Below are 22,575 nucleotides of genomic sequence, written 5' to 3'. Positions count from 1 at the left end.
ATCTGACAATCTTCTACCTAGCCTAAATTTCAGCTACTTTTCTCGGTGAGACAATTCGCCATGCCCGATGCACCAGCGTAGAGGAAACAGAAACCAAAAAGAACCCCACTAAGGGATGCACAATGGCTAATGACAATGGCAAAAATGGTGGATGCCAATGAATTGTCAAAAACTGAACTCCTAATAAAATAGGCATACTCACTGTCAGGATACGAATACGCCTTGAAAAAGCAGCCCCATAGGCCCACATGACTAGCACCAGAGATAAACCACTGTATCCCCTCACCAGCCATACATGGGCTTGCCACCAGCTAGGATTCTCAAAATAGGCTACACCCGCTGTCAACAGTTGCACCCCCAAAAGGAGGTTAAACACAACAGTTACGACATAAAACCCAACAACACTAAATCTTGGATTCGGGGTTGTGTCAACAGCCATTGGCAGCGCATCTATCGTCTTAGATAAAGAGGATGAAGGCATAATTATTTTGCTTGCTACCCTCCTACCCTAAGGCGGCTATTTTCTGACGCCTAGACCTCGATCGGGTACACTTTTGTCTAGCGGCAAAAAGTGAGTGCCATGGAACCCCTCATCAAAGCTCCTCTACAAAGCTTGTTTCAGACAATTGTCCAGGCACAGACGGAAGCTGAGCTGCGTCAGGTGTTTATGGCAGAGGTTGGGCAGTATTTTGCAGCTAAGCGATGGAACCTGTATTTTCTAGACCAATTGCCAACCCTTGATGACCGTACGCCACCATTGCTAAAAAAAGCTTTATCCTTGGATCATAATCCTGTGCTGCGCTACTTGATGCAAAATCATGCAGCGGTTCATGATGAAGTGATTTTGCCCCCTGGTGTATGGCAAACGATTTGCCCTCGCGCCGATCATGGTCATGTTATGGTTGGCCCCATTGTCAGCCAGGGGCAGCTGGTGGGCGGCATCGCTGTGACTCGCCATCGCCAGGACCCCAAGTTTACGACTGAAAATCTAGCGGATTTAAGTGCTCTCTGTTTACATGTGTCTACACGATTGGCTGTTTTACAGGCTAAGCCCGCGCCTATTGTGTTTCACAACAACTGCCTCACCCCACGGGAAGCTCAAATCGCAGAGCTGGTTGCCCGAGGGATGACTAATAAAGAAATTGGTACTGAACTGTGGATCACAGAAAACTCAGTGAAACAGGCATTAAAGCGGATGTTTCGAAAGTTAAAGGTTTCATCTCGAGCTGAGATGGTGGCACAGTTGGTGTCTTGATTTAGTCTTTGGTGTTTCGAGGCTCTTGCTGCTTTGCAGAAAACTACAAAGCTACATCGCGCTTTTTAGTCAGAAAGTTGGTGCATTTGATCATTTCAAAAATATTTGTAGGAATTTAAAGTGAGGACATTGAAGCATACAGAGACTTCAATAAACGTCGGTTATTTTTCTGCCACCCGTACGAGGAAAAGCCAATGTCACCTGCAGTTCTTGTTTTTCTACCGTTTGCATTACTGCTTCTGATGGCCAAGGGAGCCGGTGCTAATTCAGAAACTCCAAAGAAAGAGAAAACGTCCTCCGGCAAAATCATGGGCATTTTGACAGAGCAAGGCGATTTCATCCCTTTTTCAGCATTAACTGACCACAACGTTCTTGATTCTGACAACAATGGTATTGTGCTGGAACAGAATGGCAAGCGCTACTTTTTAGCCGCTGCTAGCGAGCAAAATTAGGTTTACAAGGGGGCAGAGCTATCTTCCCCCGGCTACTTCAATAAACGTACCGGTTGTATAGGACGCTTCGTTTGATAACAGCCACAGGATAGCCTGGGCCACTTCCACCGCTTTCCCACCCCGTTTCATGGGTAAAAATTCTTTCACTCGATCCACACGTCCTGGCTCGCCACCATCGCCATGAATGTCCGTATAAATAAATCCTGGACGCACGGCATTGACTCGAATCCCTTCTTCGGCTACTTCTTTAGCCAACCCTAGGGTCATAGCATCTATCGCCCCTTTAGATGCAGCGTAATCTACATATTCACCTGCCGCCCCTAGACGGGCGGCGACTGAAGAGATATTGACAATGGCCCCTCCTGGGCCGCCGCGCTTGGTAGACATGCGTTTGATGGCTTCTCGGGCACATAGAAATGCCCCGGTGACATTGGTTGCCAAAACTCGATTGAGGCGGGCGGCATCTAGATTCTCTACGCGGGTTTGTTGTTCTAAAATTCCTGCATTGTTGACCAGGGCTGTGATTGTACCTAGCTGATGATCTACTGCATTGAAGAGGGCGATCACCTCGGCTTCTACTGCGATGTCAGCTGCGATCGCAACTCCCTTACCCCCTTGTTGTCGAATCTTCTCAACAACCGCATTTGCTGCCTGATGGTTCCGACGATAGTTTACACACACCGCATAGCCACGTTCTGCGGCTAAAGACGCCGTTGCCGCCCCAATGCCACGGCTGCCTCCAGTAATGACCATAACCTTGTCTGTGTTCACGACATGTATGCCCTAATAACAAATACCCCGTCGGGATGCACGGCGAGGCATCCCTGCATTCTGTGTGCCCCAACATCCTACGCTGCCTTTAAGGACCCAGGTTTACCCTGATAGAGATCAAGCCCCACTTGCACAATTCCCATCAGGGCAACAAAACTCATTACCCCCATGGCGGAGAGCTCAGTCCCCACTAGTCCTACACCTAGCATAGCGGCCATACCCACTAATCGATGGCGGGTTCGGGCCTTACACATGAAAATCACCCCCATGCGATGTAGTACGGCCAATGAGCCATAACAAAGTGCCACTGACCCACACAACAGCCATCGTTCTGGAGTGGCTAAAACTCCAGCATGGCCAGCCGATAAAATACCTTTTTCCACACCGATCCCGGTTGCTGCTAATCCAATCACCAGGGGTAAATGGATATAAAGCCACAGCTGTAAAATCTGGACGCGGCCAGAGGTGCGGGCAGTTTCTAGGGCAGAGCCGGACACATTTTCAAAGTATAGCCACCAGAGAGAAAAGGCGATGGTGAAACCTGCGATCGCACATAGCGTACTGGCAAACTCCCAATGCATCTCAGACACGCCGTTGACCACCGCAATAATAGCCTCGCCCAACACAATGATGGTAAACAAACCAAAACGCTCAGGCAGGTGCTCCGGATGTGGCGGCAGCTGTTGCACCATGGTCCTCGCTAACATGGGTGTGATAAAATCCACCGCCAGGCCAACCGTCCAGAGCACGAAGCGAAGCGACAGCGGTACAAAGGCCGAAATTAGCCATAGCAGTGCGCCTACACTAAACCCCACAGCGTAGCGATTCGTTAAACCTCGCGCTTGCGGAATATGCCAGCCAGCCCAGAGGTATTCCAGCACCAACATCAGTCTAGACGCAACATAGGCCAGGGCAAAGCTACTGGAACTGTCATCCAGGCCATGGTGCACATTGACGGCCAGGGCCGCCACCGCCAGCATTTGCAGCCCCATTAAAATACGCCGGACCACATCGTCATTATCAAACCGGTTGGCATAGAAAGTTGTGCCAATCCAGACCCACCATAGGGGCACAAACAGGGCTGCAAAACTTAGAAATCCATAGACTGAAACATCTACGCTGAGTTTGTGTGCCAGCTGAGAAATGGCTACCACAAACACCAGATCGTAAAATAGCTCTAGCCAAGTAGCATGGCGGGGCTGTTCGTCGCGGGGCTGTTCGTCTGCGGTCTCACCTACCCAGAGGCGAGGGGGGCGGAGCCAGGATTTCATCATGGTGGGTTCGAGTAAAACAGAACTGTGATACAAGCATCTTAGATCTGATTCAAATCAGTTTGAATTCTGATATATCCCCCAGGTACACTGTGCTCACCAATGGCTCAATAGCCAAAGCGATTACGAATCTTTTGAGAACTCCGCTGTAGCTGATCGATAATGGCTTTAACATGGGGTCTCTCCAGTTCAGGAATGCCGGCTGCTGTGGTATCAAACACGCCAATTTCTGCCCGTAAAAATTTACCAATAACAATCTGAATATTTCGTATTTCGATCCATTGTTCCAGAGGGATGGAACCTTCGTAATTTTCTTCTAGCAGCTCAATAAGATAGTTGTGATATCCCCAAATCACCTTGGCTGTCGTGGGTGTTAGCAAAATGGCATGGGCAGAAATCCACTCATCATATTGGCGTTGAAATTCGATGAGCTGTTGTTTGTCGGGCGAACTATATTCAATTTTATGGTTGAGCTGATTCAGGGCCTTAAACAGAACAGGATAGACCTCTAAGCGTTTGTCAAAGAGTGACGTTGTGTAGGTCTGTTCTAATTGTTTCGTCAGCTTGCGGAATTCAGTACGGGATTGATAAACCGCGATTAAGGACGATGCCAACAATGTAATTAGCCCCGATACGATAGCTATTACCAATTGCATAATTCTTGCTTATCTATCCTTTCTGATGGCAGCGTTAGTGAGGCTAACATAACTCGAACACTACTCCCGATTCAAACTGTCCCAACCCTCTCGATTGAGGCGATAAACAAAACAGTCACTGCCTCCAAACTGACGACGCTCGATTTGCTGAAAGCCTAGCCGTTCATAAAAACGGTGGGCTCGGGTATTGCTAACCAATGGATCAATCAGCACAGCCACCACAGCTGAGTCGGTAAAACAGCGGGTCAGTGCCAGACGCATCATCTGCGTTCCATAGCCTTTGCCCAGGTCAGAAGCCGCACCAATCCAAAGGTCGATAGCCCTCAAATTGGCAGGCACATCGCCCCAATAGTGACTCTCTTCCAGGGCTGGATCAATAATCTGAATACAGCCAATGGGTCGCCCATCTAGTTCAGCAATCAACTGCTCACGCCAGGTCGGTGAGCGGCTGAGTTCTATCTCCCACTGCCAGTCATCATCAGGATCGGAGGCGATTACATGGGGCTGTTCGTCCCAGTGACGCAGTACAGCTAAATCGTCAGATGTGGCAGGACGTAGAGTAATCATTGGGATAACCTTGGCAAAGTGGATCAGCTCCTGGGTACTTGGCCAGGCCATCGCCTATCGCCCAGACTGGGTTGACGACTGTTACAAAAGTGCACCATCTCCATCACTGGATGCTAGAGCCCTCGATTAACTCCATGAGACCGTGAAATAAATCATATTGCCTTGGGGATCAAGATCGACTGAGCCAAAGCCAGCTCCACCGTTGGGGCTAATGGTATAGCGAAATTTGCCCGACTCCAATCGGGTCCCTTCGTCTAAATTCAATCCTGGCGAGTCTTGAATCCACTTTTCTAGAATCGAACGCTCAGCGGAAAATGAGCCCTTAAAGGTTCTAGAAAATGAGCTACCCGACGTCATAATCTGCAAATCCGTCGCCTCGGGTGGGATAGGCGCAAAATTTCCCCATTCCCAGGCCACATCGATCATATGTTGCTGCATGAACGGGTTATGGTTTTCGACCCAGTTAGGAGCCAAGAGCCATAGACTGCCGAGGCCGATGATAATTGCAAGCATGCCAGCACACCCCAAGCATCCTAGCTTTAGTCCATGACTTTTGGGATTAGGCTGATTCAGAACAGTCATTGGGCTATCAACAAATGGGCTGCTACTCTCGACGTGCTGACTAGAGCTTTGATTCAAACACATCAAAATCCATAAAAACTTACCACTAACTGCCTTATCCTCCTAACTAAAATATTTCATTCGATTTGGCAACTCACTGGCCATGGCGAAGTAACCTTTTTGGACTACCCTGCCACTATTTATTAGCCAGTTAGTTTTATAGAACAGACATGCCTGAGGAAAACGATCAGGAATTAATTTTTCTAGTACGGCAGGGAAATAAGGCCGCATTCGGTCAGTTGGTATTGCGTTACCAACCGATGGCCCAACGTCTGGCAAAACGTTTAGTGGGCAATGATGATTTAGCTCAAGAGTTAGTGCAAGAGGCCATGTTACAGGCCTATCTGTCTCTAGAGAAGCTGCGGGAGCCAACCCGTTTTAAGAGCTGGCTTTACGGCATTGTGTTAAACATCTGCCGCAATCACCTCAAACGCCATAAAGTTATCTGTTTTTCCCTTGAAACCATGGTTCAAAAGCTAATGGATGAGCCATTGACTGGTAGTTCAGCCTCTCCTCAGAAAATTGTTGAACAAGAGGAACTGCGCATTACTGTTCTGAATGCAGTTGAGCAACTATCTGAAAAAAATCGATTAGCCACGCTGCTGTTCTATGAAGAGCAACTCAGCTTAAAAGAAGTGGCGGCTCACTTAAATATTTCAGTGGGTGCTGTCAAAGGACGGTTGCATAAATCACGTCATCAACTCAAAGAAAAATTATCGTTGCTACAGCCCCAATCTGTTTTCAATATGGAGAATAAAACAATGTCCACTAATCATGCTGCTCAGATACCCACAAAATTTTGCTGCTCATTTTGTGGCAAGAATCAGACTGAAGTTAATTTACTGATTGCGGGGTCAGCATTAGATGCAATACCTGCTTATATTTGCAACGAGTGTATTGATATATGCAATCAAATTATCAGTTCCCATACAGATTCAGAAGGTGTTTCTACATCAAAAGTATCTGGCTAAAGGGTTGCTCTGATAAAATCTACAGAGATGTTAAACCATGGTTTTGTTCTTTTGTAAAAGGAGAGAACTAGCGCAAGACAAAGGGCAGGCGGCGAGGCCCGATTTTAGGAGCCTATAGCTGTTCCCACAAAACCTTAACTCCGTCTGGGAGGTAACCAGAAATTTCTTGCACAATTTCTGTGGGCAGTTCATTTCTTACGGTTGAAAAGACAGCGATGGTCACCCCCTGTGGAGTGACATCTTTGGGAACACTGCCTTCTTGGGTAATGCGACGCATAAAGATTTCGGAATCAATTTTAAGTGGGGGGCGCAATCGACTAATTAATCTCACAATCGGATTGTCGTCTCGCCAGAGCTTAGCAATCTCTTGATTGCTAAAGGCCGCCTCAATACGATCAGATGCTTCAGTCGTCATCATGTCACGCATGGTTCGAAACACAACAACAGTGGTGTCACGAGCATCATAGATGTCGGGGAAATTAGCCTTTTGCATTATCTGCTCTAAAAAGCCCTTCTGAGATTCATTGATAGCTGCTCCCGCCATGACATCCTCCTGATATTATCGATTTTAATTTTCGATAATACTCACTAGCTATTGCTAATAACATCTATTTGATTATAACGAAACTTTTGGCGATTGATTGTATGGAAGATTTCAAACAACAAGAACTATATGCTATCTAGTATGGTTGGGGTGTCGATTACTGTTGCGTACTCTTGATGCATATTGGCTAAGGCAAGGGCATGTACTCGCTCAGCTGGGTGCAGATTTTGCTCTAAATCGAGTTTGTCAAACGTCGCTGTGGCATCTGAAACAACATAGGTATCAAAATTAAGGTTACCTGCAACTCTAACAGTTGCCTCAACGGAATTGTTTGTGATGACTCCTGTGACTATTAGGGTCTGATAGTTATTTTGTCTTAGCCACTGTTCTAAATCGGTACCAATAAAGGCACAATTTACGTGTTTGCTAACAATCTTCTCACCACGGTTAGGAATCACAATATCCTTAAAATCGCACCCTTGCTGCCCTGGACGGTAGGTGGAGTTAGGATCAGTTGAAAGATGACGAACATGAACAATTGGACGCTGAGTAGCCCGCCAGGCACTTAGCAGTTTTGCAATATTTGCCTCAGCTTGTTGATTATTGCGTCGTCCCCAACTGGAATGATCAATAGCCTTTTGCACATCAATAATAATGAGGACGCTATTGGACGGAATCTGCATCAACTTAACCTCCGTAGGGCTCTAGGTGACGCCAACTATGAAAACACCATGGGCATTGCTTGGCTGTGGGGGTACGGGGTACTTTTGCGCAATTGGGGCATCGATTTAACAAGGTAGGATATTCTCTGACAATGCGATCGCGCAATAATTCTGAAAAAGCTTGCTCGCCCAGCTCAATCAATGCTACAGCGTTGGGTGCAGTTACTTGACTTTTTTGTTCTAGAGTAGTGGCTATTTTTCCACCATAGAGTTGGGCTTTTTTCCTAAGGCGGAAGTGTGACAGTGCTGCCAATTCAGCTGTTGTCATTACGGATGTACAATGCTGTGAGACATATCCTAAAAGGTGCTCTTGTTCGTTGTATTCCATAGAGCTTATTAAGTAAGCTTCGGCTAAGGCTCAACGATAGCGTAACTATCGGTTAAAGCCATGCTCCAGGGGGGGATAGGTGAGCAAGTTGGTGCCTAGCTTACAGCGACGGGCCGCCATCGGGTTTCGGGGTCTCGGCTCCAGAGGTTGTATTTGGTTTGCCGCATGGCAATGGGATGATCCTAGCGGCTCGATGTCGGGGGGCGAGCCCGGCTTTGAGTAGGCCTATACAGCGGACTTTGCCTGCTGGGATTTTGGGTGCGATCTCGCCAACGCTGACCTGTCAGGTCGCACCCAAAATCCGATTAAAAATGGACAATCCTGTAGGGGCATTCCCTTGTGGATGCCCTTCGATACCGAAGGCTATCAATCAGGATTGCGTATCAGAAGTCAGTAAGGGGCTAGATTCTAACCCCTGATTCCTCTTTTTGGAAAACGTCCCGATTTAAACTGTTACCCCTTATCTTGCTCCCAACGTTTCTTCTACAAACGCTTTGACGGTTGCCCGGTCATTGTCTAGCACCGTAAATTGCTCTTCTCGCTCAAACAAATCACTGAGGAAGTCGGGCAGATGGGGGAAAACATCTACGGCCCCCTTAATGGCATCGGGGAATTTAGCTGGGTGGGCGCAGGCGAGGGAAACATGGACGGCATCATTGGGTAACTCCTGCAATAAGTCGGGGGCGCAGGCAATGGCCGTGTGGGGATCAATCAGCTCACCCGTGGCGTGGTAGATTTTCTGAATGATTTGAGCGATACTGTCATCATCAAATCGTCTACCGGCAAAGGTTTTGCGCAATTCTGTCAGCACATCGGGCGATACGCTAAAAATGCCGGTTTTCTTAAACTCAGCCATGGTTTTCATGACATGGTCTGCGTCATTTCCATAGGTATGAAACAGTAGCCGCTCAAAATTGCTGGATATTTGGATATCCATACTGGGTGCGATGGATGGGGAAACGGCATCGGTGCTCATTTTGCCAGAATCGAAGAAGCGGGCCAGAATATCGTTTTTGTTGGTCCCTATGGCTAGCTTACTAATGGGCAATCCCATACGCTTTGCGACATAGGCAGCGAATACATTGCCAAAGTTACCGGTGGGTACGGCAAAGGATAGGGTGCGCTCAGGGGCACCTAGATTCAGTGCGGCATACACGTAGTAGACGACCTGCGCCATGATGCGCGCCCAATTGATGGAGTTTACTGCTGACAGTTTATATTTGTCGCGAAAGTCTAAATCGTTAAATAGCTCCTTGACAATTGTCTGGCAATCATCAAATGGTGCGTTTAGTGCAATGTTATGGACGTTTGTCGAGAGCACCGTCGTCATTTGCTTACGCTGAATCTCGGAGGTGCGATTGTGGGGATGGAGAATAAAGATGTCAATGGTATCTTTGTCGCGGCAGGCTTCAATGGCAGCGGAGCCAGTGTCTCCAGAGGTTGCACCAAGGATGGTAACGCGTTCGCCTCGTTCTTGTAACAGGTGGTCGAATAGCTTACCGAGAAACTGTAGTGCGTAGTCTTTGAATGCTAGCGTTGGGCCGTGGAATAGTTCCAGTAGAAAATGGTTGGTGTCTAGTTGCTTGATGGGGGCAATTGCTTTGTGGTGGAAGCCTGCATAGGCTTCATCAATCAGCGTTTTGAGTGCATCTGGCTGGATGGCATCGCCGACAAAGGGCTTCATTACTTCGTACGCCACCACTTGGTAGGGCTTGCCGCGTAGTTGTCGCCATTGCTCTACGGAGAACTGTGGATAGCTCTCTGGCACATATAGACCACCGTCTCTGGCTAGACCGGTGAGGACTACATCGGCGAAATCAAGAACGGGGGCTTGACCACGGGTGGAGTGGTATTTCATTTATTCTCCTGGAAAAGTGATATTTGTGTATCTCGCTAGCATATTTTATATGTTGAGCGTGAACATCAGTGGTTTAGTTCAAAACCATCAACAGGGCAATGGGTTAAGGAGTTGCCGTAATGGGGATTGCACAAAAATAGAGCCCCAGCTTTGGGTTGTGGATGAGTGATGGGGGAATTGGGTGATGGGGGAATCGGTTGATTAGTTAAGCGCAGTGTGTAACTAATGACGCCTATGGGTAGGATCGTTCCGCCGCCCCATGTATGACCCAACGTACTAGATTATTCCTACTCACCACTCACTTACACAACCAGACTGTATTCAGTTGCTCCCGAAGTGTTCTTTACTCTTGATCAGCAGTACGATGGTCAAACTGCCAATGAGTTTGAATGTTTCAACAGAATTGGCCTGGTACTCTCGCAAAATCTGGGGGCCTAAATTGTCAAAGATCTGAAAAATGTTTAGTGCGGGATAGTGGGGTGGAACAACTTTTTTTGATTGTTGAGCATCTTTTCAAGACAACAAGTTAATAGACTAGATTCTCTCTTGGTTTATGAGAGAATCTTCATCAAGCTAAGGCCGTCCCAAATTTGATAGAAAAAATGCATCGTGATGATAGAAATGTGCGTGGCTTGTTAGAACCTTATGGGTTGCAGCTCTTAGTTTAGGCTGGTTAAATTAAGTAAAAAAAGCTTTATGCCAGCGCGTTTACCCCGCTCATCCCTGTCGGATGCATTTATTGAAGAAACCTATCAACGGACACGGCGACATTTATTGGGAGGTGCGATCGCACTAGGCTGTGTTGTCTTATCAGGTGTGCTTTGGTACCGGGTGATTGAGGGCTGGACCTGGCTAGATGCGACCTATATGTCTGTCATTACCCTGGCAACGGTAGGGTTTGCAGAAATTCAACCGTTAGGGGCCAGAGGTAGACTATTTACTATTATCTTAATTTTAATGGGCGTTGTTGTCATCGCCTATATCTTAAATTGTTTTACAGAGGCTCTAATTCAAGGTCACCTACAAGCCGGTATTCGTTTGAGACAACGGCGTAAACTTATGAAATCTTTGGCAGGTCATTATATTATCTGTGGGTTTGGCCGCACAGGTCGGCAAGTCGCAACAGAATTTGCGTTCGAGGCTATCCCCTTCATTGTGGTTGATTCCCATGAAGCATCTGTACAAGCCGCTCAGCAGATGGGATTCATCACCTTTCAAGGGGATGCTACCCTAGACCAGGTTCTCTTTCATGTGGGTATCGACCGAGCCCATGGTTTGGTGGCCGCGCTCCCATCCGATGCCGAGAATCTATATGCCGTCCTCTCAGCCAAAACTCTGGCCCCCGGCATTCGCACCATTGCTAGGGCCAGTACTGAAGAAGCTGTCCAAAAACTCCAGCGCGGTGGCGCAGATGTGGTGGTTTCTCCTTATATTACAGGAGGCAAACGAATGGCGGCTGCGGCTATTCGTCCCCAGGTGGTTGACTTTTTAGATGGTATTCTCACCGGAGCAGATCGCACTGTTTATATAGAAGAGTTTCTGATTTCTCCAAAACACTGTCCTCAAATTGGCAGAACCCTAGAAGAGGCCCAGTTAAGAGTAAAATCTGGAGCTTTGATCCTGGCAATTCGTCGCGCGGATAGCTCACTCATTGTTGGCCCCAATGGTGATACTTTACTTTGTTCTGGAGATTTGGTAATTGTCATGGGCTCATCCGATGAACTGCGGCGACTTAATCAAATTCTTGGCCCCATCCATCGAAAATATCGATAAATCTGAATTGATACACCAAAAACAATCTAATCTTCATTTAAAGGCATAGAATAGATATAAATCTATCAGAGTCCCCTTACAGGTTTAATGAATAATAAAGAACTGCTAAAGGCCTATGAGGCTGGCGAGCGTGATTTTTCTGGGTTAACACTCTTAGAGTTAGAGCTACTTCAGCTTGATTTAAGTGATGCAAACTTTAGTCAATCTGATTTACGGCAGTCTCGCTTAGGTCGAACGCACTTCTGTCGTGTAAATTTTGAAAATTGTAACTTAAGCGAATCGATTCTTTGGGGTAGCGATCTTCGCAGTGCTAATTTAAAGCAGGCACAGCTACGAGAAAGTGACTTAAGCAGTGCCCTATTAACGCAGGCCAACTTAGAAAAGGCAAATCTTATCAAAGCCAGCCTTTGTGGAGCTAATCTCAGCGATGCAAATCTTGCTAATGCTTGTCTGTTGGATGCCGATTTGCGCTCTAATTCTGACCAGAGAACGGATCTAGGACAGTCTAATTTGAGTGGGGCTGATTTAAGCTATGCATTTTTAAGCGGTGCCATTTTACGGGGGGCCAATTTAGCCCAAGCGAAGCTGTGTCGCGCTAAATTAGGCAAAGACTATCGCCCTGGAGGATTTCCCTCCGATCTCAGTGAGGCCAACCTGCAAGGGGCTGATCTTAGCTATGCTGATTTGACAGGCGTGAACTTGAAAGAGGCCAATCTAAAAGGGGCTGACCTAACGGGTGCAGTATTGCATCAGGCAAATCTCTACCATGCCATCATGCCCGATGGTCAGCCCCATGGCTAACCAAGGACTTTTTAACGTACGCTCTCTCCCATAGACACTGAGGCTATGGGAGAGAGCAAGGACAGCCGCCGCCGCTCTCCCGCAAACATCTATTGATAACTTTCTAGGTATAAATACCATAATATAGTGCATCCATGCCGCCACAGGCATCATATTTTGTAAGCCATCAGCCGGTCAGACCAAAGGGATATACGGCAGACTCATCCATAGGTTAGAGCTGCAACTCAGCAAAACGAAGCAATACTAAAGATTCCATGCCGTTTTTCTAGAATTTAAGACTTACCATAAAGCGTAAAGTTTTGAAAATAGGGATCCAGTAATCGTTTAATCGCTATATAGTAATTAAAGCTAAGCCTAACGTTTTTAGCCATGAGTCTTCAAGCCAATCTACCGCAGGCAAATGCAGATGTCGCTTCTCCCCTTCACACATTGGCAATATGGTTATGGGCCCACACCTGAGACGCCAGAAGCAGAGCTATCGAGCCTCCTTCTCAAATCCCAAGACTGGGTGGGCTGGGTCTCAACATCTTGATATTTTCTAAGTTATCTGACAAGTTTTCTGGCAAGAAATATCAATGAGTATCTCCAACTACTTAGAGGTATGCACGTCACAAGGAGGGCTCCTAATTCGTGCCTATGCTCCAATCAGCATTATTTCTTGCCTTTTTTCTTCTTTTAGGCTCCACAGCCAGCTCGATGCAGCAATCATTGAGGGTATACCATGAACCACAACTTAGCTATGCAGTTGCGGGAAGGGACACAGAAGTCTCATGCACTGGCAGAAAACACAGCATTTATGAAATGCTTTCTCAAAGGTGTTGTTGAAAGGGACCCCTTCCGTCATCTAATCGCTAACCTATACTTTATTTACAGTGCTCTAGAAGAGGAAATGCGACGGCATGCCCATCATTCTGTCGTGGGTACCCTGTATTTCCCTTCCTTAGAGCGAGTGCCACAATTAGAAAAAGACCTTGCTTTTTACTATGGCAAAAATTGGCGTGGTGGGATTATGGCGTCCTCAGCCGGTCTCCACTACATAGAACGCATTCATCAGGTGGCTAACCAGAATCCATCCTTATTGGTTGCCCATGCCTATGTGCGCTATATGGGTGATCTCTCCGGCGGGCAAGCTCTAAAGGCCATTATCCGTTCTGCTTTACAACTACCGGAAGGCTATGGGACGGCCTTTTATGAATTTGACGATATCTTTGACGATATCTCTACTGTGGAAGCTCGACGGGCTTTTAAGGGGCAATACAGAGATGCTTTAAACTCATTGCCCATTGAGATGAGTCTAGTACGAAAAATTGTTGACGAAGCAAATGTAGCATTTCGACTGGATTGTAATATTGTTAATGAGCTAGAGCCTCTGGTGAAAGCAGCCATTGGCGAACATGTCTTTGACTTGATTACTCGCCAGGATACACTTGGCCGTACAGAATACCATCATCGGTCACCGACAGTATCTACTGAACTCGTGTCTTCAGTAACTGTCTAATCATTGACTTGTTCATCGGCTACCTCCTCTTCTATGAACCTCCATATCCCCCGCAAGGGGGATTTTTTCATAACTGCTCGATTGACCATATCCAGTAACTAGGAGAAATACGATGCCACTAGCCGAGAAAGATACAACTATACCGCCCAATCACCTCAATATTATGGGGTATGTAAATCGCTCTGAAGTCAACGGTCCAGGGCGTCGGGCCGTGGTATGGGTACAGGGCTGCTTACGAGAATGTCCAGGATGTTTTAATCCGGCCTCCTGGTCTTTTGAACCTAACCAGATAGTATCCATTGATGAACTGGTCAGCCGTATCCTGAATGATCCTGAAAACGAAGGGGTGACATTCTCAGGGGGGGAACCCTTTTGGCAAGCAACTGCCCTGGCAGAAGTAGCCCGACAGGTTAAAAAACATGGGTTAAACGTCATGTCGTTTAGCGGGTTTACATTAGACGAATTACAGAAAACTGATGCCCCTGAAGGTTCCCAGGCACTGTTAAAACAGTTGGATATTCTCATTGATGGTCCATATGTTGAGTCCCTAGCCATCAATGAACCCACTTCACCGGTCTCATCTCGCAATCAACAAGTACGGATCTTTAATCCGGACCTAGCCAATCGCATTACATGGGCCAGTGATCAAATAGAAGTCCATGTTTTCAAGGATGGCAGTCGCCTGGTTACGGGGTATCAAGGCTATTCATATGAATAACTGCGTTGAGAAAAACTAGGGTGTGACTCCGAGCTAATAGGTCGTTTCATAGTGTCGTTCTTTTTGTAGATATGGCTGCAACCCCTGATGGCCTGGATTTAGCCAAGCGTGCACATCGGTCAATGGTTGAATATCAGCCAATAATGTTTTCAGAGTGTCACCTTCAAGGCTCTCCGCCGTCAGCAGTTTTTGGGCAATTCGTTCTAAGACTGCTTGGTTCCTCGCTAAGAGCGCAGTGGCCATTTGATAAGCATGATCAATTAGCTCTTTGATTTCACCATCAATAGTCTCCGCCAGATGAGGACTAATGGGGCGACGAGGCTGTCCAAATCCGTCTAAAAATTGTGCTTGGTTACGTTCTACAGCCATGGGACCTAGGGTTTTGCTCATGCCATAAAGCGTGATACAGCGTTCGGCTAAGTCTGTTGCTTTTTGGATATCATCACTGGCCCCAGTGGAAACCTTGTTGAAAATCAATTCTTCGGCGGCACGTCCCCCCAATAGCATCATCAATTGGCCTCGAATCTCATCTTCCATCATTAAGAACCGATCGTCCTCTGGTAGCTGGAGTGTATACCCCAGAGCAGCCACACCTCTAGGTACAATTGAAATCTTCTCAATGCTCCCAGTGCCGGGCATTAGGGCACCGATGATCGCGTGTCCAGCTTCATGGTAGGCCACTGTTTGCTTCTCTAGCTCGCTAAGGATCCGTGACTTTTTCTCAAGCCCGGTTAACATTCGCTCAATGGCTTCATTAAAATCAGCCATTGTTACAGCTTCACGGTTTTTGCGAGCAGCTAATAAGGCTGCTTCATTGATTAAGTTGGCTAAATCCGCCCCAGCAAAACCGGGGGTACGGGCCGCTAGCTTAGATAACACAACATCATCTGACAGCTGCACCGTCTTAGCATGAACATCTAGAATGGCTTTTCGTCCCTGGCGATCAGGGCGATCCACGACAATACGACGATCAAATCGACCTGCCCTTAACAGTGCTGGATCTAACACCTCAGGGCGGTTGGTGGCTGCCAGCAGAATCACACCCGCATTGGGTTCAAAGCCATCCATCTCCGCCAAAAGCTGATTTAATGTTTGTTCCCGTTCATCATTGCTAGCGAAAGGGCCATTGGCAGTCCGCGATTTACCTAAAGCATCTAGTTCGTCGATAAATACAATACAAGGGGCTTGTTGTTTAGCCTGCTCAAACAAATCTCTTACCCGTGAGGCCCCGACACCCACGAACATTTCAATAAATTCTGATGCTGAAATACTGAAAAAGGGCACTCCGGCTTCTCCAGCAATGGCTCGTGCCAGCAACGTTTTACCGGTTCCTGGCGGGCCCACTAATAAAACTCCCTTGGGAATTTTGGCCCCCAGGCGAGTATATTTTTTTGAATCCTTTAGAAAATCAACAATTTCTTGGAGTTCGGCCTTAGCCTCGTCTACGCCAGCCACATCGTCAAAGGTAACGCTATTCCCACTTTGGGAATATATGCGTGCTTTGCTTTTACCAACACTGAGGGCTGCGGGGCCTGCTTGCATTCTATTGGCAAAGCTTCCCCATAGTATCCACACTATCAATAGTGGAAATAATAGGCTCCAGAGACCCCCTACCCAACGACCATTGGTTGGTAAGGCCGTAATCTCAACGTCATGTTGTCGTAGGATGCGAGATAAATCTGGGTCGGCGGGTAAGGGCGTTGTCGTTGCCACCTCTGGTTGAGTAGCCGCTTCATCGTTGAGAGATGTATCAACGGGTATGAGCGTATATTCAATTTCATGTTCGCTGATTTTTACGGTGGCGACCTGACCGCTTTCAACCTGGGTGAGGAATTCACTGTAGGGAACTGCCTCAGGGCGTTCTGGCATACGAGTCATCGTAAATACCATAATTAGCAGCCAGACCATAAGCCAGCTGAGGTTAATTAGCGCAGGCCTCCAACCGGTTGGATTGTCTTTGGGTGGAGATGAACGAGGAGGGGTACGGTTTTGCATAGCATTGCACGGATAAGTGATGATGTTTACAGGCTTGATCCCGAAGCATTTGCAGCCATATTGTTCAGGGCCTAATGCCACATACTTTGAGTGTAAACAGCTGATTTGAGGAACTTATGAGTATGATCCCCGTGGCGAGACAGGCCTGTCTCCTCGTGCAGTTATCGCCCATTACTGAATTACTATCTCCTGAGCCCTAATTACCCACCTAACTCAAATCTCCCTGCATCACTATCTGACTTTTCTAGGGTCTCTTCTGCACGACTCAGCATTGTTTCCTTTAAATGCTCGGTTGTCTGGCGTTGTTGTGTAACATGTTCACGTTCTTCAGCAGCCACTGAATCCTCAGTATCCAAACTTTCTACTGCTCGATTTAACATCTTTTCGTCTAACTGCTCTGCATGCTGACGCTTTTGAGTGTTAGCGGCTCTAGTTTCCTGTTCAATATTCATGGTGGTTTTTAACTGTAATTAAGCCATGGATAGAGTAATCAAGCATTCTGAGGAATTTGTGAGGATTGAGGCTGCCCTAGGGTGTGCGATCGCAACTAAGCATCGAGCTGACGGCAATCATGTCCGGTGCGATCTCATTAACGTGTTGTTACACCCCTCACAAATTCCTCAAGTTTTTTGTCTAAGATCACCACAAGAGTAACAGTGACGCATTTTTACGTTTATTTAATTTGAGTAACTGCCGATAGAAATAATTCCTTGTTTACTAATAGCCAGTATGGTGGCAAATTCAACGTCAAATCCAGCATCCATGATGCCTCCTGCCGTCTTTCATATGGAGCAGGTCAGTAAGGTCTATGTAATGGGCGAGGTCAAGGTGCATGCACTGGAGTCAGTGGATTTAGACCTTTACGAGGGAGAGTTTGTCGTACTGCTGGGACCATCAGGTAGCGGCAAGTCGACACTGTTAAATATTTTGGGCGGTTTAGATGTCCCCTCCGGTGGCCAGGTTTATTTTCGCAACCAGGCCATGAACAAAGCTAATGAACAGTCTCTGACTCGATTTCGTCGCCAGTCGGTGGGGTTTGTGTTTCAGTTCTATAACCTGATTCCCAGCCTGACAGCCAGGGAGAATGTGGCCCTGGTGACAGATATTGCTCGCCATCCCATGAAACCGGAAGATGCCCTAGAGCTAGTCGGTTTAGCCGATCGGTTGGATCACTTTCCGGCGCAGCTGTCGGGGGGAGAACAACAGCGGGTTGCGATCGCCCGTGCCATTGCCAAACGTCCCGAAGTTCTCCTCTGCGATGAACCCACCGGAGCCTTAGATTTCAAGACTGGCAAGCGAGTATTAGAGACCCTGGAACGAGTCAACCAAGAATTTGGCACCACAACGGCTGTAATCACCCACAATGCGGGCATTGCCGCCATGGCAGATCGCATCGTCCACATGCGCAGTGGCAACATTGCCGATATTAAACGAAATGAACAGAAAGCGTCTCCGGCGGAGTTGGAGTGGTGAGGGGATATGGCACTGAAAGCCTTAGACCGTAAACTATTTCGAGATCTCCTGCGTATGCAAGGGCAGGTGCTGGCAATTGTCCTGATTGTCACCTGTGGCATGGCCAATCTGATCACCATGATGAGCACCCACGGGTCACTACAGCTCACCCAGGACACCTACTACGACCAGTACCGGTTTGCCGATGTATTTGTCCAGCTAAAGCGCGCCCCCAAAAGCCTGACCGCCCGGTTTGAGCAAATTCCGGGGGTGGGGGTTGTGCAAACGCGCGTGGTCCAGGATGTCACCCTGTCCGTGGAGGGCCTGGCGGAACCGGCTACCGGACGATTAATCTCGATTCCTGAGCACCCCACCCCAATGCTCAACGATCTGTTTATTCGCAAAGGGCGCTATCCAGAACGAGGGGATGAGGTGCTGGCCAGTGAAGTCTTTGCTGAGGCCAATCACCTGGAACTCAACGACACGGTTGGGGCAATTCTCAATGGGCGCTGGCAAACCCTACGGATCGTTGGTGTTGCCCTATCACCGGAGTATATCTATGAGATTCGGGGCACGGAAATTGTTCCCGATAACCAACGCTTTGGCATTCTCTGGATGCAGCAGGAGGCCCTGGCAACAGCGTTTGACATGGATGGGGCCTTTAACGATGTCAGCTTAAGGCTGATGCCAGGTGCCAGTGAAGCCGAGGTGATCTTTCAGCTAGACCAGCAGTTGGAAACCTATGGTGGATTAGGGGCCTTTGGTCGAGAAGATCAAATTTCCCATACCTTTATTTCCGATGAGATTCGTCAGCTGTCGGCCCATGCTGTCTTTGTACCCAGCATTTTTCTAGGAATTGCCGCTTTTTTGTTAAATCTGTTGCTCAGTCGGTTAGTGAGCACCCAGCGAGACCAAATTGCAGTGATGAAAGCGTTTGGCTATGACAACTTTATGGTGGGGCTGCACTATCTAAAACTCGTACTGATCGTGGTGTTGCTAGGTGTCGTTCTAGGCAGCGGTCTGGGTTGGTGGATGGGGCAAGGTATGACCCGCTTGTATGCGGATTTTTATCACTTTCCGGTGCTGCAATATGAGGTGAGACCATCGGTACTGGTGACGGCGCTATTGGTCAGTGGTGGTGCCGCAATATTAGGGGCGTTTCTGGCGGTACAGCGTGCGGTGTCGCTTCCACCAGCTGAAGCCATGCGGCCTGAACCTCCGGCCACGTATCGGCCTACATTAGTGGAGAAACTGGGCCTACAGCGGTGGTTTTCTGCGCCTAGCCGCATTATTCTCCGGAATTTGGAGCGACGTCCGGTGCAGGGATTGTTGTCGGTGGTGGGCATTGCGGTTGCGATCGCAATCCTGGTACTGGGCCGTTTTTTCACCGACGCCATGGATGCCCTTGTGGATATCCAGTTTCGCACCATTCAGCGAGAAGACATTACCCTGGTCTTTAACAATCCCCTATCGAGCCGCGCCCAGTTTGACCTTTACAGCTTGCCAGGGGTATTACGGGCCGAACCCTTTCGCACGGTGCCCGCTCGGCTGCGCTTTGGTCACTATCAAAAACTCAGCGGCATCAATGGTGTGGAGCCCGGTAGCGAACTCCGTCGCCTGCTGGACCGCGAGCAGCGGCCAGTAACATTACCGCCTGAGGGAGTTGTTTTATCCACAAAGCTGGCGGACATTTTACAGGCCCACCTGGGAGACCAAATCACAGTGGAGGTGTTAGAAGGAGAGCGTCCCACGCGCACCGTGCCAGTCACCGGCATCTTTGACGAGCTGGTGGGCATTTCCGCCTACATGGATATCCATGCCCTCAATCGCTTAATGCGAGAAGGATTTACCCTTTCCGGTGCCTATTTACAGGTGGATGAACACGAACAACAGCAGCTTTATGCCGAGCTTAAACAAACTCCTGCCGTGGCCAGCGTCGCCATGCGTCAAACCACCATTGATCAGTTCAACGACATTCTCACCAGGAGCATGGCAGGATTTACCATGGTATTGGTAGGGTTCGCGTCGGTCATTGCCTTTGGGGTGGTGTACAATGCCGCCCGCATTGCTTTATCAGAACGAGAACGGGAACTGGCCACCCTGCGGATCATTGGATTTACCAAAGGTGAAATTGCGTTCATCTTATTAGGAGAACAGGCGGTGCTATTAACGCTATCAATTCCCATCGGGTTTGCTCTGGGCTTTGGTATGGCGGCACTGATGACTGAGATTTATGACTGGGAGCTGTTTCGCTTTCCTTTGGTGATTACTCCAGCCACCTATGCCTTTGCTTTTGTCGTGATTATGGCGGCAGCGTTGGCTTCTGGCTTACTGATTCGACGGCAGCTGAATCGACTGGATTTGATTGCTGTTTTAAAAACAAGAGAGTAATAGAAGTTATGAAAAGAGCGCACAGGAGATAGGGGCAGCAGAGGATACCGGGGGGAAAGGTTTATTATTAACCACTAATTCTTGGAGCAAAAATCAATGCAGTACTCTTATATAAAAGCTAAAACTTGCTTCCCTCCTGGGATGGCAACGGGGTCGGTTGTCCACTAACACTCCTCAAAACCACTCATCAAGTTCCTCTGCCTAAGGAGATCTCACTATGACTCAGGCCCAGAAACAAACGGTCAAAAACTTGTTTCGACGGAAGCCCAAGGATCCGTCGACTCCTGCGACCCGACGGCAACTTCGTTTGCCTCGCTGGTTGCCCTATGGTCTAGCTGGTGTAGGTATTACTGTTCTGGTGGGTCTCGCCTTTCGACCTACCCCCATTCCCGTGGACATAGGAACCGTGACAACTGGTCCGTTGCAGGTGACTATTGATGCTGAGGGAGAAACGCGGGTTAAAGATCGATATGTGGTCTCAGCACCTGTGGATGGACGCTTACGGCGAATCGATCTAGAAGCAGGGGATCTGGTGGAGGCCAATGCTGTTGTTGCACAGCTTGATCCATTGCCCCTAGATAGTAAAGTACAGACGGCCCAAGCACGATTGCAGGAGTTGCAGGCTGAGCTGGTGGGGGTGGATACCCAGCGACCTAAGGCAGAAGCTTTGGCCCAGGCGTCTGCTCGACTACAGGCGGCCCAGGCAACACAACAGGCTGCCGCCGCAGAGGTGGAAGAGACTCGGGTGGAGCTGGAGCAGGCACGTCGCGATCGCAACCGGGCCCAAGATTTAGAAACACGGGGTGCCATCTCTCGTCAGGCCAGAGAGACGGCTGAACTAGAAGAAGATCGTCTGACACAGGAACTGGCAGCCGATGAGAAACGGTTGGGCAGTGCGATCGCAAATGTGACAGCTGCCCAGGAAGCCCTAGCGTTGCTGCGAGAAGAACAACGCGACCCTGATTATTTAGAAGATGCCTACCGCGCCCAAATAGCTGGGGTGGAGGCAGAGCTAGCCAACCTGGTGGATGAGGCACAACGCACAACAATCTCGGCCCCCATTAGTGGCTCGGTGCTACGGGTACCCGATGAGAGTGCTCGTTTTGTTCAAGCCGGAGACCCCTTACTAGAGTTAGGAAACCCAGGTGATTTGGAGTTGGAGATTGATGTGCTGTCTACAGACGCAGTGCAGATTGAACCTGGCGATCAGATTATTGTTGATCAATGGGGTGGCCCCAAGCCACTGGCAGCTACCGTCAGCTATATTGAACCTGCGGCCTTTACCGAAGTGTCTGCCCTGGGCGTAGAAGAACAACGGGTCAATGTTATTGGCACGTTGACTGAACCTACAGCCAATCCTTTGGGGGATCGGTATCGCATTGAAGCCCAGATTGTCACATGGGCAGACAAAAATATCTTACAAGTGCCAGTTAGCGCACTTTATCGCTGCGGTGAGAGCTGGTGTGTGTTTGTTGTGGAAGATAATCAGGCCCAGCCCCGTGAGATTAACATTGACCACCGCAGCACTATGGCGGCTGAGGTGACGGAGGGATTAAGGGATGGAGAACAGGTGGTGCTACATCCCAGTGAGGAACTTGAAGCTGGACGTCAGGTTAAGGAGAGATAGCTGACTGGCTGAAAAAAAAGTTGCCCAGACTATGAAATAAGAAGATATCGAGAGTAATTCTACTGAATTTGGAGATATAGACGATGAAGGTTTTATTCACCTTGATTGATGACAATCTGCCAAATTTATTCCCAGGTAACAGCACTAAAAGAGTCTGAGGATAATCACTTGTACCTGCGTCATTACAAATAAGAAGTCCCCCATAATCAATAAGACTTATGGAGGACTTCGGTTTAGAGATAGGGGGTTAGTTGATAGAGTGTTCTATCGACCAGATATTGGGTTAGACATAGAGAGTTTGCAA

Annotated in this window: 24 protein-coding genes; 12 read left to right on the top strand and 12 right to left on the bottom strand. The window is 48.2% G+C overall.

All coding sequences use genetic code 11. The features are described from left to right. Positions 1 to 22 precede the first annotated feature (22 nt). A complete protein-coding gene (locus SPB21_RS11265) occupies positions 23 to 439 on the bottom strand; it encodes a DUF6220 domain-containing protein (protein WP_499868697.1) in 417 nt (138 codons plus the stop codon). Between the two features lie 141 nt (positions 440 to 580). Here SPB21_RS11265 and SPB21_RS11260 point away from each other — a divergent pair, with 141 nt between their 5' ends. Both SPB21_RS11260 and SPB21_RS11255 read left to right on the top strand, forming a co-directional pair. Further along, the gene (locus SPB21_RS11260; RefSeq protein ID WP_499866580.1) at positions 581 to 1,255 is read left to right on the top strand and encodes a LuxR C-terminal-related transcriptional regulator; all 675 of its coding nucleotides are present in this window, start codon (positions 581 to 583) and stop codon (positions 1,253 to 1,255) included. A gap of 194 nt (positions 1,256 to 1,449) precedes the next feature. Next, a complete protein-coding gene (locus SPB21_RS11255; protein WP_499866579.1) occupies positions 1,450 to 1,707 on the top strand; it encodes a hypothetical protein in 258 nt (85 codons plus the stop codon). Between the two features lie 18 nt (positions 1,708 to 1,725). Here the strand turns inward: SPB21_RS11255 and SPB21_RS11250 are convergent, their stop codons facing one another. From SPB21_RS11250 to SPB21_RS11230, 5 genes are all read right to left on the bottom strand, one after another. Further along, the gene (locus SPB21_RS11250; RefSeq protein WP_163661585.1) at positions 1,726 to 2,460 is read right to left on the bottom strand and encodes an SDR family oxidoreductase; all 735 of its coding nucleotides are present in this window, start codon (positions 2,458 to 2,460) and stop codon (positions 1,726 to 1,728) included. Between the two features lie 95 nt (positions 2,461 to 2,555). Further along, the gene (locus SPB21_RS11245; protein WP_499868695.1) at positions 2,556 to 3,749 is read right to left on the bottom strand and encodes a low temperature requirement protein A; all 1,194 of its coding nucleotides are present in this window, start codon (positions 3,747 to 3,749) and stop codon (positions 2,556 to 2,558) included. Positions 3,750 to 3,856: 107 nt separating this feature from the next. Beyond that, a complete protein-coding gene (locus SPB21_RS11240) occupies positions 3,857 to 4,405 on the bottom strand; it encodes a hypothetical protein (RefSeq protein WP_163659208.1) in 549 nt (182 codons plus the stop codon). Positions 4,406 to 4,465: 60 nt separating this feature from the next. Then, on the bottom strand, positions 4,466 to 4,972 hold the full coding sequence (locus tag SPB21_RS11235) for a GNAT family N-acetyltransferase (RefSeq protein ID WP_163659207.1): 507 nt from the start codon (positions 4,970 to 4,972) through the stop codon (positions 4,466 to 4,468). Between the two features lie 126 nt (positions 4,973 to 5,098). After that, the gene (locus tag SPB21_RS11230; protein WP_163659206.1) at positions 5,099 to 5,554 is read right to left on the bottom strand and encodes a hypothetical protein; all 456 of its coding nucleotides are present in this window, start codon (positions 5,552 to 5,554) and stop codon (positions 5,099 to 5,101) included. A gap of 209 nt (positions 5,555 to 5,763) precedes the next feature. Here SPB21_RS11230 and SPB21_RS11225 point away from each other — a divergent pair, with 209 nt between their 5' ends. Further along, positions 5,764 to 6,564, top strand: a complete 801-nt coding sequence (locus SPB21_RS11225) for a sigma-70 family RNA polymerase sigma factor (RefSeq protein WP_499056643.1) — start codon at positions 5,764 to 5,766, stop codon at positions 6,562 to 6,564. Positions 6,565 to 6,676: 112 nt separating this feature from the next. Here the strand turns inward: SPB21_RS11225 and SPB21_RS11220 are convergent, their stop codons facing one another. The 3 genes from SPB21_RS11220 to SPB21_RS11210 all read right to left on the bottom strand — a co-directional run bounded on the left by SPB21_RS11220 (position 6,677) and on the right by SPB21_RS11210 (position 8,098). Then, on the bottom strand, positions 6,677 to 7,108 hold the full coding sequence (locus SPB21_RS11220; RefSeq protein ID WP_163659204.1) for a DUF2267 domain-containing protein: 432 nt from the start codon (positions 7,106 to 7,108) through the stop codon (positions 6,677 to 6,679). 125 nt (positions 7,109 to 7,233) lie between these two features. Continuing rightward, the gene (locus SPB21_RS11215) at positions 7,234 to 7,791 is read right to left on the bottom strand and encodes a cysteine hydrolase family protein (protein ID WP_499866578.1); all 558 of its coding nucleotides are present in this window, start codon (positions 7,789 to 7,791) and stop codon (positions 7,234 to 7,236) included. Between the two features lie 4 nt (positions 7,792 to 7,795). Next, complete coding sequence (locus SPB21_RS11210; protein ID WP_499866577.1) at positions 7,796 to 8,098, bottom strand: hypothetical protein; 303 nt, start codon at positions 8,096 to 8,098, stop codon at positions 7,796 to 7,798. A 139-nt stretch (positions 8,099 to 8,237) separates the two neighbouring features. Here SPB21_RS11210 and SPB21_RS11205 point away from each other — a divergent pair, with 139 nt between their 5' ends. Continuing rightward, positions 8,238 to 8,381, top strand: a complete 144-nt coding sequence (locus tag SPB21_RS11205; protein ID WP_499866575.1) for a hypothetical protein — start codon at positions 8,238 to 8,240, stop codon at positions 8,379 to 8,381. 237 nt (positions 8,382 to 8,618) lie between these two features. Here the strand turns inward: SPB21_RS11205 and thrC are convergent, their stop codons facing one another. After that, complete coding sequence (gene thrC, locus SPB21_RS11200) at positions 8,619 to 10,016, bottom strand: threonine synthase (protein WP_163701962.1); 1,398 nt, start codon at positions 10,014 to 10,016, stop codon at positions 8,619 to 8,621. Positions 10,017 to 10,712: 696 nt separating this feature from the next. Between thrC and SPB21_RS11195 the strand changes: the two genes are divergently transcribed. The 4 genes from SPB21_RS11195 (at position 10,713) to SPB21_RS11180 (ending at position 14,806) form a co-directional block, all read left to right on the top strand. After that, positions 10,713 to 11,789: a potassium channel family protein gene (locus tag SPB21_RS11195; RefSeq protein ID WP_250564632.1), complete on the top strand. Its 1,077-nt coding sequence runs from the start codon at positions 10,713 to 10,715 to the stop codon at positions 11,787 to 11,789. Positions 11,790 to 11,876: 87 nt separating this feature from the next. Further along, positions 11,877 to 12,590: a heterocyst differentiation pentapeptide repeat protein HetL gene (hetL, locus tag SPB21_RS11190; protein WP_163659200.1), complete on the top strand. Its 714-nt coding sequence runs from the start codon at positions 11,877 to 11,879 to the stop codon at positions 12,588 to 12,590. A gap of 721 nt (positions 12,591 to 13,311) precedes the next feature. After that, positions 13,312 to 14,088: a biliverdin-producing heme oxygenase gene (locus tag SPB21_RS11185; protein ID WP_163701958.1), complete on the top strand. Its 777-nt coding sequence runs from the start codon at positions 13,312 to 13,314 to the stop codon at positions 14,086 to 14,088. 112 nt (positions 14,089 to 14,200) lie between these two features. Further along, positions 14,201 to 14,806: a 4Fe-4S single cluster domain-containing protein gene (locus tag SPB21_RS11180; RefSeq protein ID WP_163701956.1), complete on the top strand. Its 606-nt coding sequence runs from the start codon at positions 14,201 to 14,203 to the stop codon at positions 14,804 to 14,806. Between the two features lie 33 nt (positions 14,807 to 14,839). On the opposite strand, the gene ftsH is transcribed toward SPB21_RS11180, so the two are convergent. After that, positions 14,840 to 16,801, bottom strand: a complete 1,962-nt coding sequence (gene ftsH, locus SPB21_RS11175; protein WP_163701954.1) for an ATP-dependent zinc metalloprotease FtsH — start codon at positions 16,799 to 16,801, stop codon at positions 14,840 to 14,842. Positions 16,802 to 17,001: 200 nt separating this feature from the next. Beyond that, complete coding sequence (locus SPB21_RS11170; RefSeq protein ID WP_163659196.1) at positions 17,002 to 17,253, bottom strand: hypothetical protein; 252 nt, start codon at positions 17,251 to 17,253, stop codon at positions 17,002 to 17,004. 25 nt (positions 17,254 to 17,278) lie between these two features. Here SPB21_RS11170 and SPB21_RS11165 point away from each other — a divergent pair, with 25 nt between their 5' ends. From SPB21_RS11165 to SPB21_RS11150, 4 genes are all read left to right on the top strand, one after another. Further along, complete coding sequence (locus SPB21_RS11165) at positions 17,279 to 17,455, top strand: hypothetical protein (protein ID WP_499866574.1); 177 nt, start codon at positions 17,279 to 17,281, stop codon at positions 17,453 to 17,455. 108 nt (positions 17,456 to 17,563) lie between these two features. Beyond that, positions 17,564 to 18,274 carry an ABC transporter ATP-binding protein gene (locus SPB21_RS11160; protein WP_250564631.1) on the top strand — a complete coding sequence of 237 codons (711 nt, stop codon included), beginning with the start codon at positions 17,564 to 17,566 and terminating at the stop codon, positions 18,272 to 18,274. Positions 18,275 to 18,280: 6 nt separating this feature from the next. Further along, positions 18,281 to 20,644, top strand: a complete 2,364-nt coding sequence (locus tag SPB21_RS11155) for an ABC transporter permease (RefSeq protein WP_250564630.1) — start codon at positions 18,281 to 18,283, stop codon at positions 20,642 to 20,644. A 217-nt stretch (positions 20,645 to 20,861) separates the two neighbouring features. After that, complete coding sequence (locus SPB21_RS11150; RefSeq protein WP_163701951.1) at positions 20,862 to 22,271, top strand: efflux RND transporter periplasmic adaptor subunit; 1,410 nt, start codon at positions 20,862 to 20,864, stop codon at positions 22,269 to 22,271. Positions 22,272 to 22,575 lie beyond the last annotated feature (304 nt).

This window comes from Leptothoe sp. ISB3NOV94-8A, from assembly GCF_043421595.1.
GTDB classification, from domain to species: Bacteria; Cyanobacteriota; Cyanobacteriia; order Phormidesmidales; family Phormidesmidaceae; genus Leptothoe; species Leptothoe turfae.
Note: the sequence above shows the minus strand (reverse complement) of the source record. Positions and strands in the feature narration are given on the sequence as shown.

What these genes read in the sequence shown, in the direction of transcription:
- SPB21_RS11265 (WP_499868697.1), bottom strand. Translation starts at nt 439, where the DNA reads ATGGCTGTTGACACAACCCCGAATCCAAGATTTAGTGTTGTTGGGTTT.
- SPB21_RS11260 (WP_499866580.1), top strand. Translation starts at nt 581, where the DNA reads ATGGAACCCCTCATCAAAGCTCCTCTACAAAGCTTGTTTCAGACAATT.
- SPB21_RS11255 (WP_499866579.1), top strand. Translation starts at nt 1,450, where the DNA reads ATGTCACCTGCAGTTCTTGTTTTTCTACCGTTTGCATTACTGCTTCTG.
- SPB21_RS11250 (WP_163661585.1), bottom strand. Translation starts at nt 2,460, where the DNA reads ATGGTCATTACTGGAGGCAGCCGTGGCATTGGGGCGGCAACGGCGTCT.
- SPB21_RS11245 (WP_499868695.1), bottom strand. Translation starts at nt 3,749, where the DNA reads ATGAAATCCTGGCTCCGCCCCCCTCGCCTCTGGGTAGGTGAGACCGCA.
- SPB21_RS11240 (WP_163659208.1), bottom strand. Translation starts at nt 4,405, where the DNA reads ATGCAATTGGTAATAGCTATCGTATCGGGGCTAATTACATTGTTGGCA.
- SPB21_RS11235 (WP_163659207.1), bottom strand. Translation starts at nt 4,972, where the DNA reads ATGATTACTCTACGTCCTGCCACATCTGACGATTTAGCTGTACTGCGT.
- SPB21_RS11230 (WP_163659206.1), bottom strand. Translation starts at nt 5,554, where the DNA reads ATGACTGTTCTGAATCAGCCTAATCCCAAAAGTCATGGACTAAAGCTA.
- SPB21_RS11225 (WP_499056643.1), top strand. Translation starts at nt 5,764, where the DNA reads ATGCCTGAGGAAAACGATCAGGAATTAATTTTTCTAGTACGGCAGGGA.
- SPB21_RS11220 (WP_163659204.1), bottom strand. Translation starts at nt 7,108, where the DNA reads ATGGCGGGAGCAGCTATCAATGAATCTCAGAAGGGCTTTTTAGAGCAG.
- SPB21_RS11215 (WP_499866578.1), bottom strand. Translation starts at nt 7,791, where the DNA reads ATGCAGATTCCGTCCAATAGCGTCCTCATTATTATTGATGTGCAAAAG.
- SPB21_RS11210 (WP_499866577.1), bottom strand. Translation starts at nt 8,098, where the DNA reads ATGACAACAGCTGAATTGGCAGCACTGTCACACTTCCGCCTTAGGAAA.
- thrC (WP_163701962.1), bottom strand. Translation starts at nt 10,016, where the DNA reads ATGAAATACCACTCCACCCGTGGTCAAGCCCCCGTTCTTGATTTCGCC.
- SPB21_RS11195 (WP_250564632.1), top strand. Translation starts at nt 10,713, where the DNA reads ATGCCAGCGCGTTTACCCCGCTCATCCCTGTCGGATGCATTTATTGAA.
- hetL (WP_163659200.1), top strand. Translation starts at nt 11,877, where the DNA reads ATGAATAATAAAGAACTGCTAAAGGCCTATGAGGCTGGCGAGCGTGAT.
- SPB21_RS11185 (WP_163701958.1), top strand. Translation starts at nt 13,312, where the DNA reads ATGAACCACAACTTAGCTATGCAGTTGCGGGAAGGGACACAGAAGTCT.
- SPB21_RS11180 (WP_163701956.1), top strand. Translation starts at nt 14,201, where the DNA reads ATGCCACTAGCCGAGAAAGATACAACTATACCGCCCAATCACCTCAAT.
- ftsH (WP_163701954.1), bottom strand. Translation starts at nt 16,801, where the DNA reads ATGCAAAACCGTACCCCTCCTCGTTCATCTCCACCCAAAGACAATCCA.
- SPB21_RS11170 (WP_163659196.1), bottom strand. Translation starts at nt 17,253, where the DNA reads ATGAATATTGAACAGGAAACTAGAGCCGCTAACACTCAAAAGCGTCAG.
- SPB21_RS11165 (WP_499866574.1), top strand. Translation starts at nt 17,279, where the DNA reads ATGGATAGAGTAATCAAGCATTCTGAGGAATTTGTGAGGATTGAGGCT.
- SPB21_RS11160 (WP_250564631.1), top strand. Translation starts at nt 17,564, where the DNA reads ATGATGCCTCCTGCCGTCTTTCATATGGAGCAGGTCAGTAAGGTCTAT.
- SPB21_RS11155 (WP_250564630.1), top strand. Translation starts at nt 18,281, where the DNA reads ATGGCACTGAAAGCCTTAGACCGTAAACTATTTCGAGATCTCCTGCGT.
- SPB21_RS11150 (WP_163701951.1), top strand. Translation starts at nt 20,862, where the DNA reads ATGACTCAGGCCCAGAAACAAACGGTCAAAAACTTGTTTCGACGGAAG.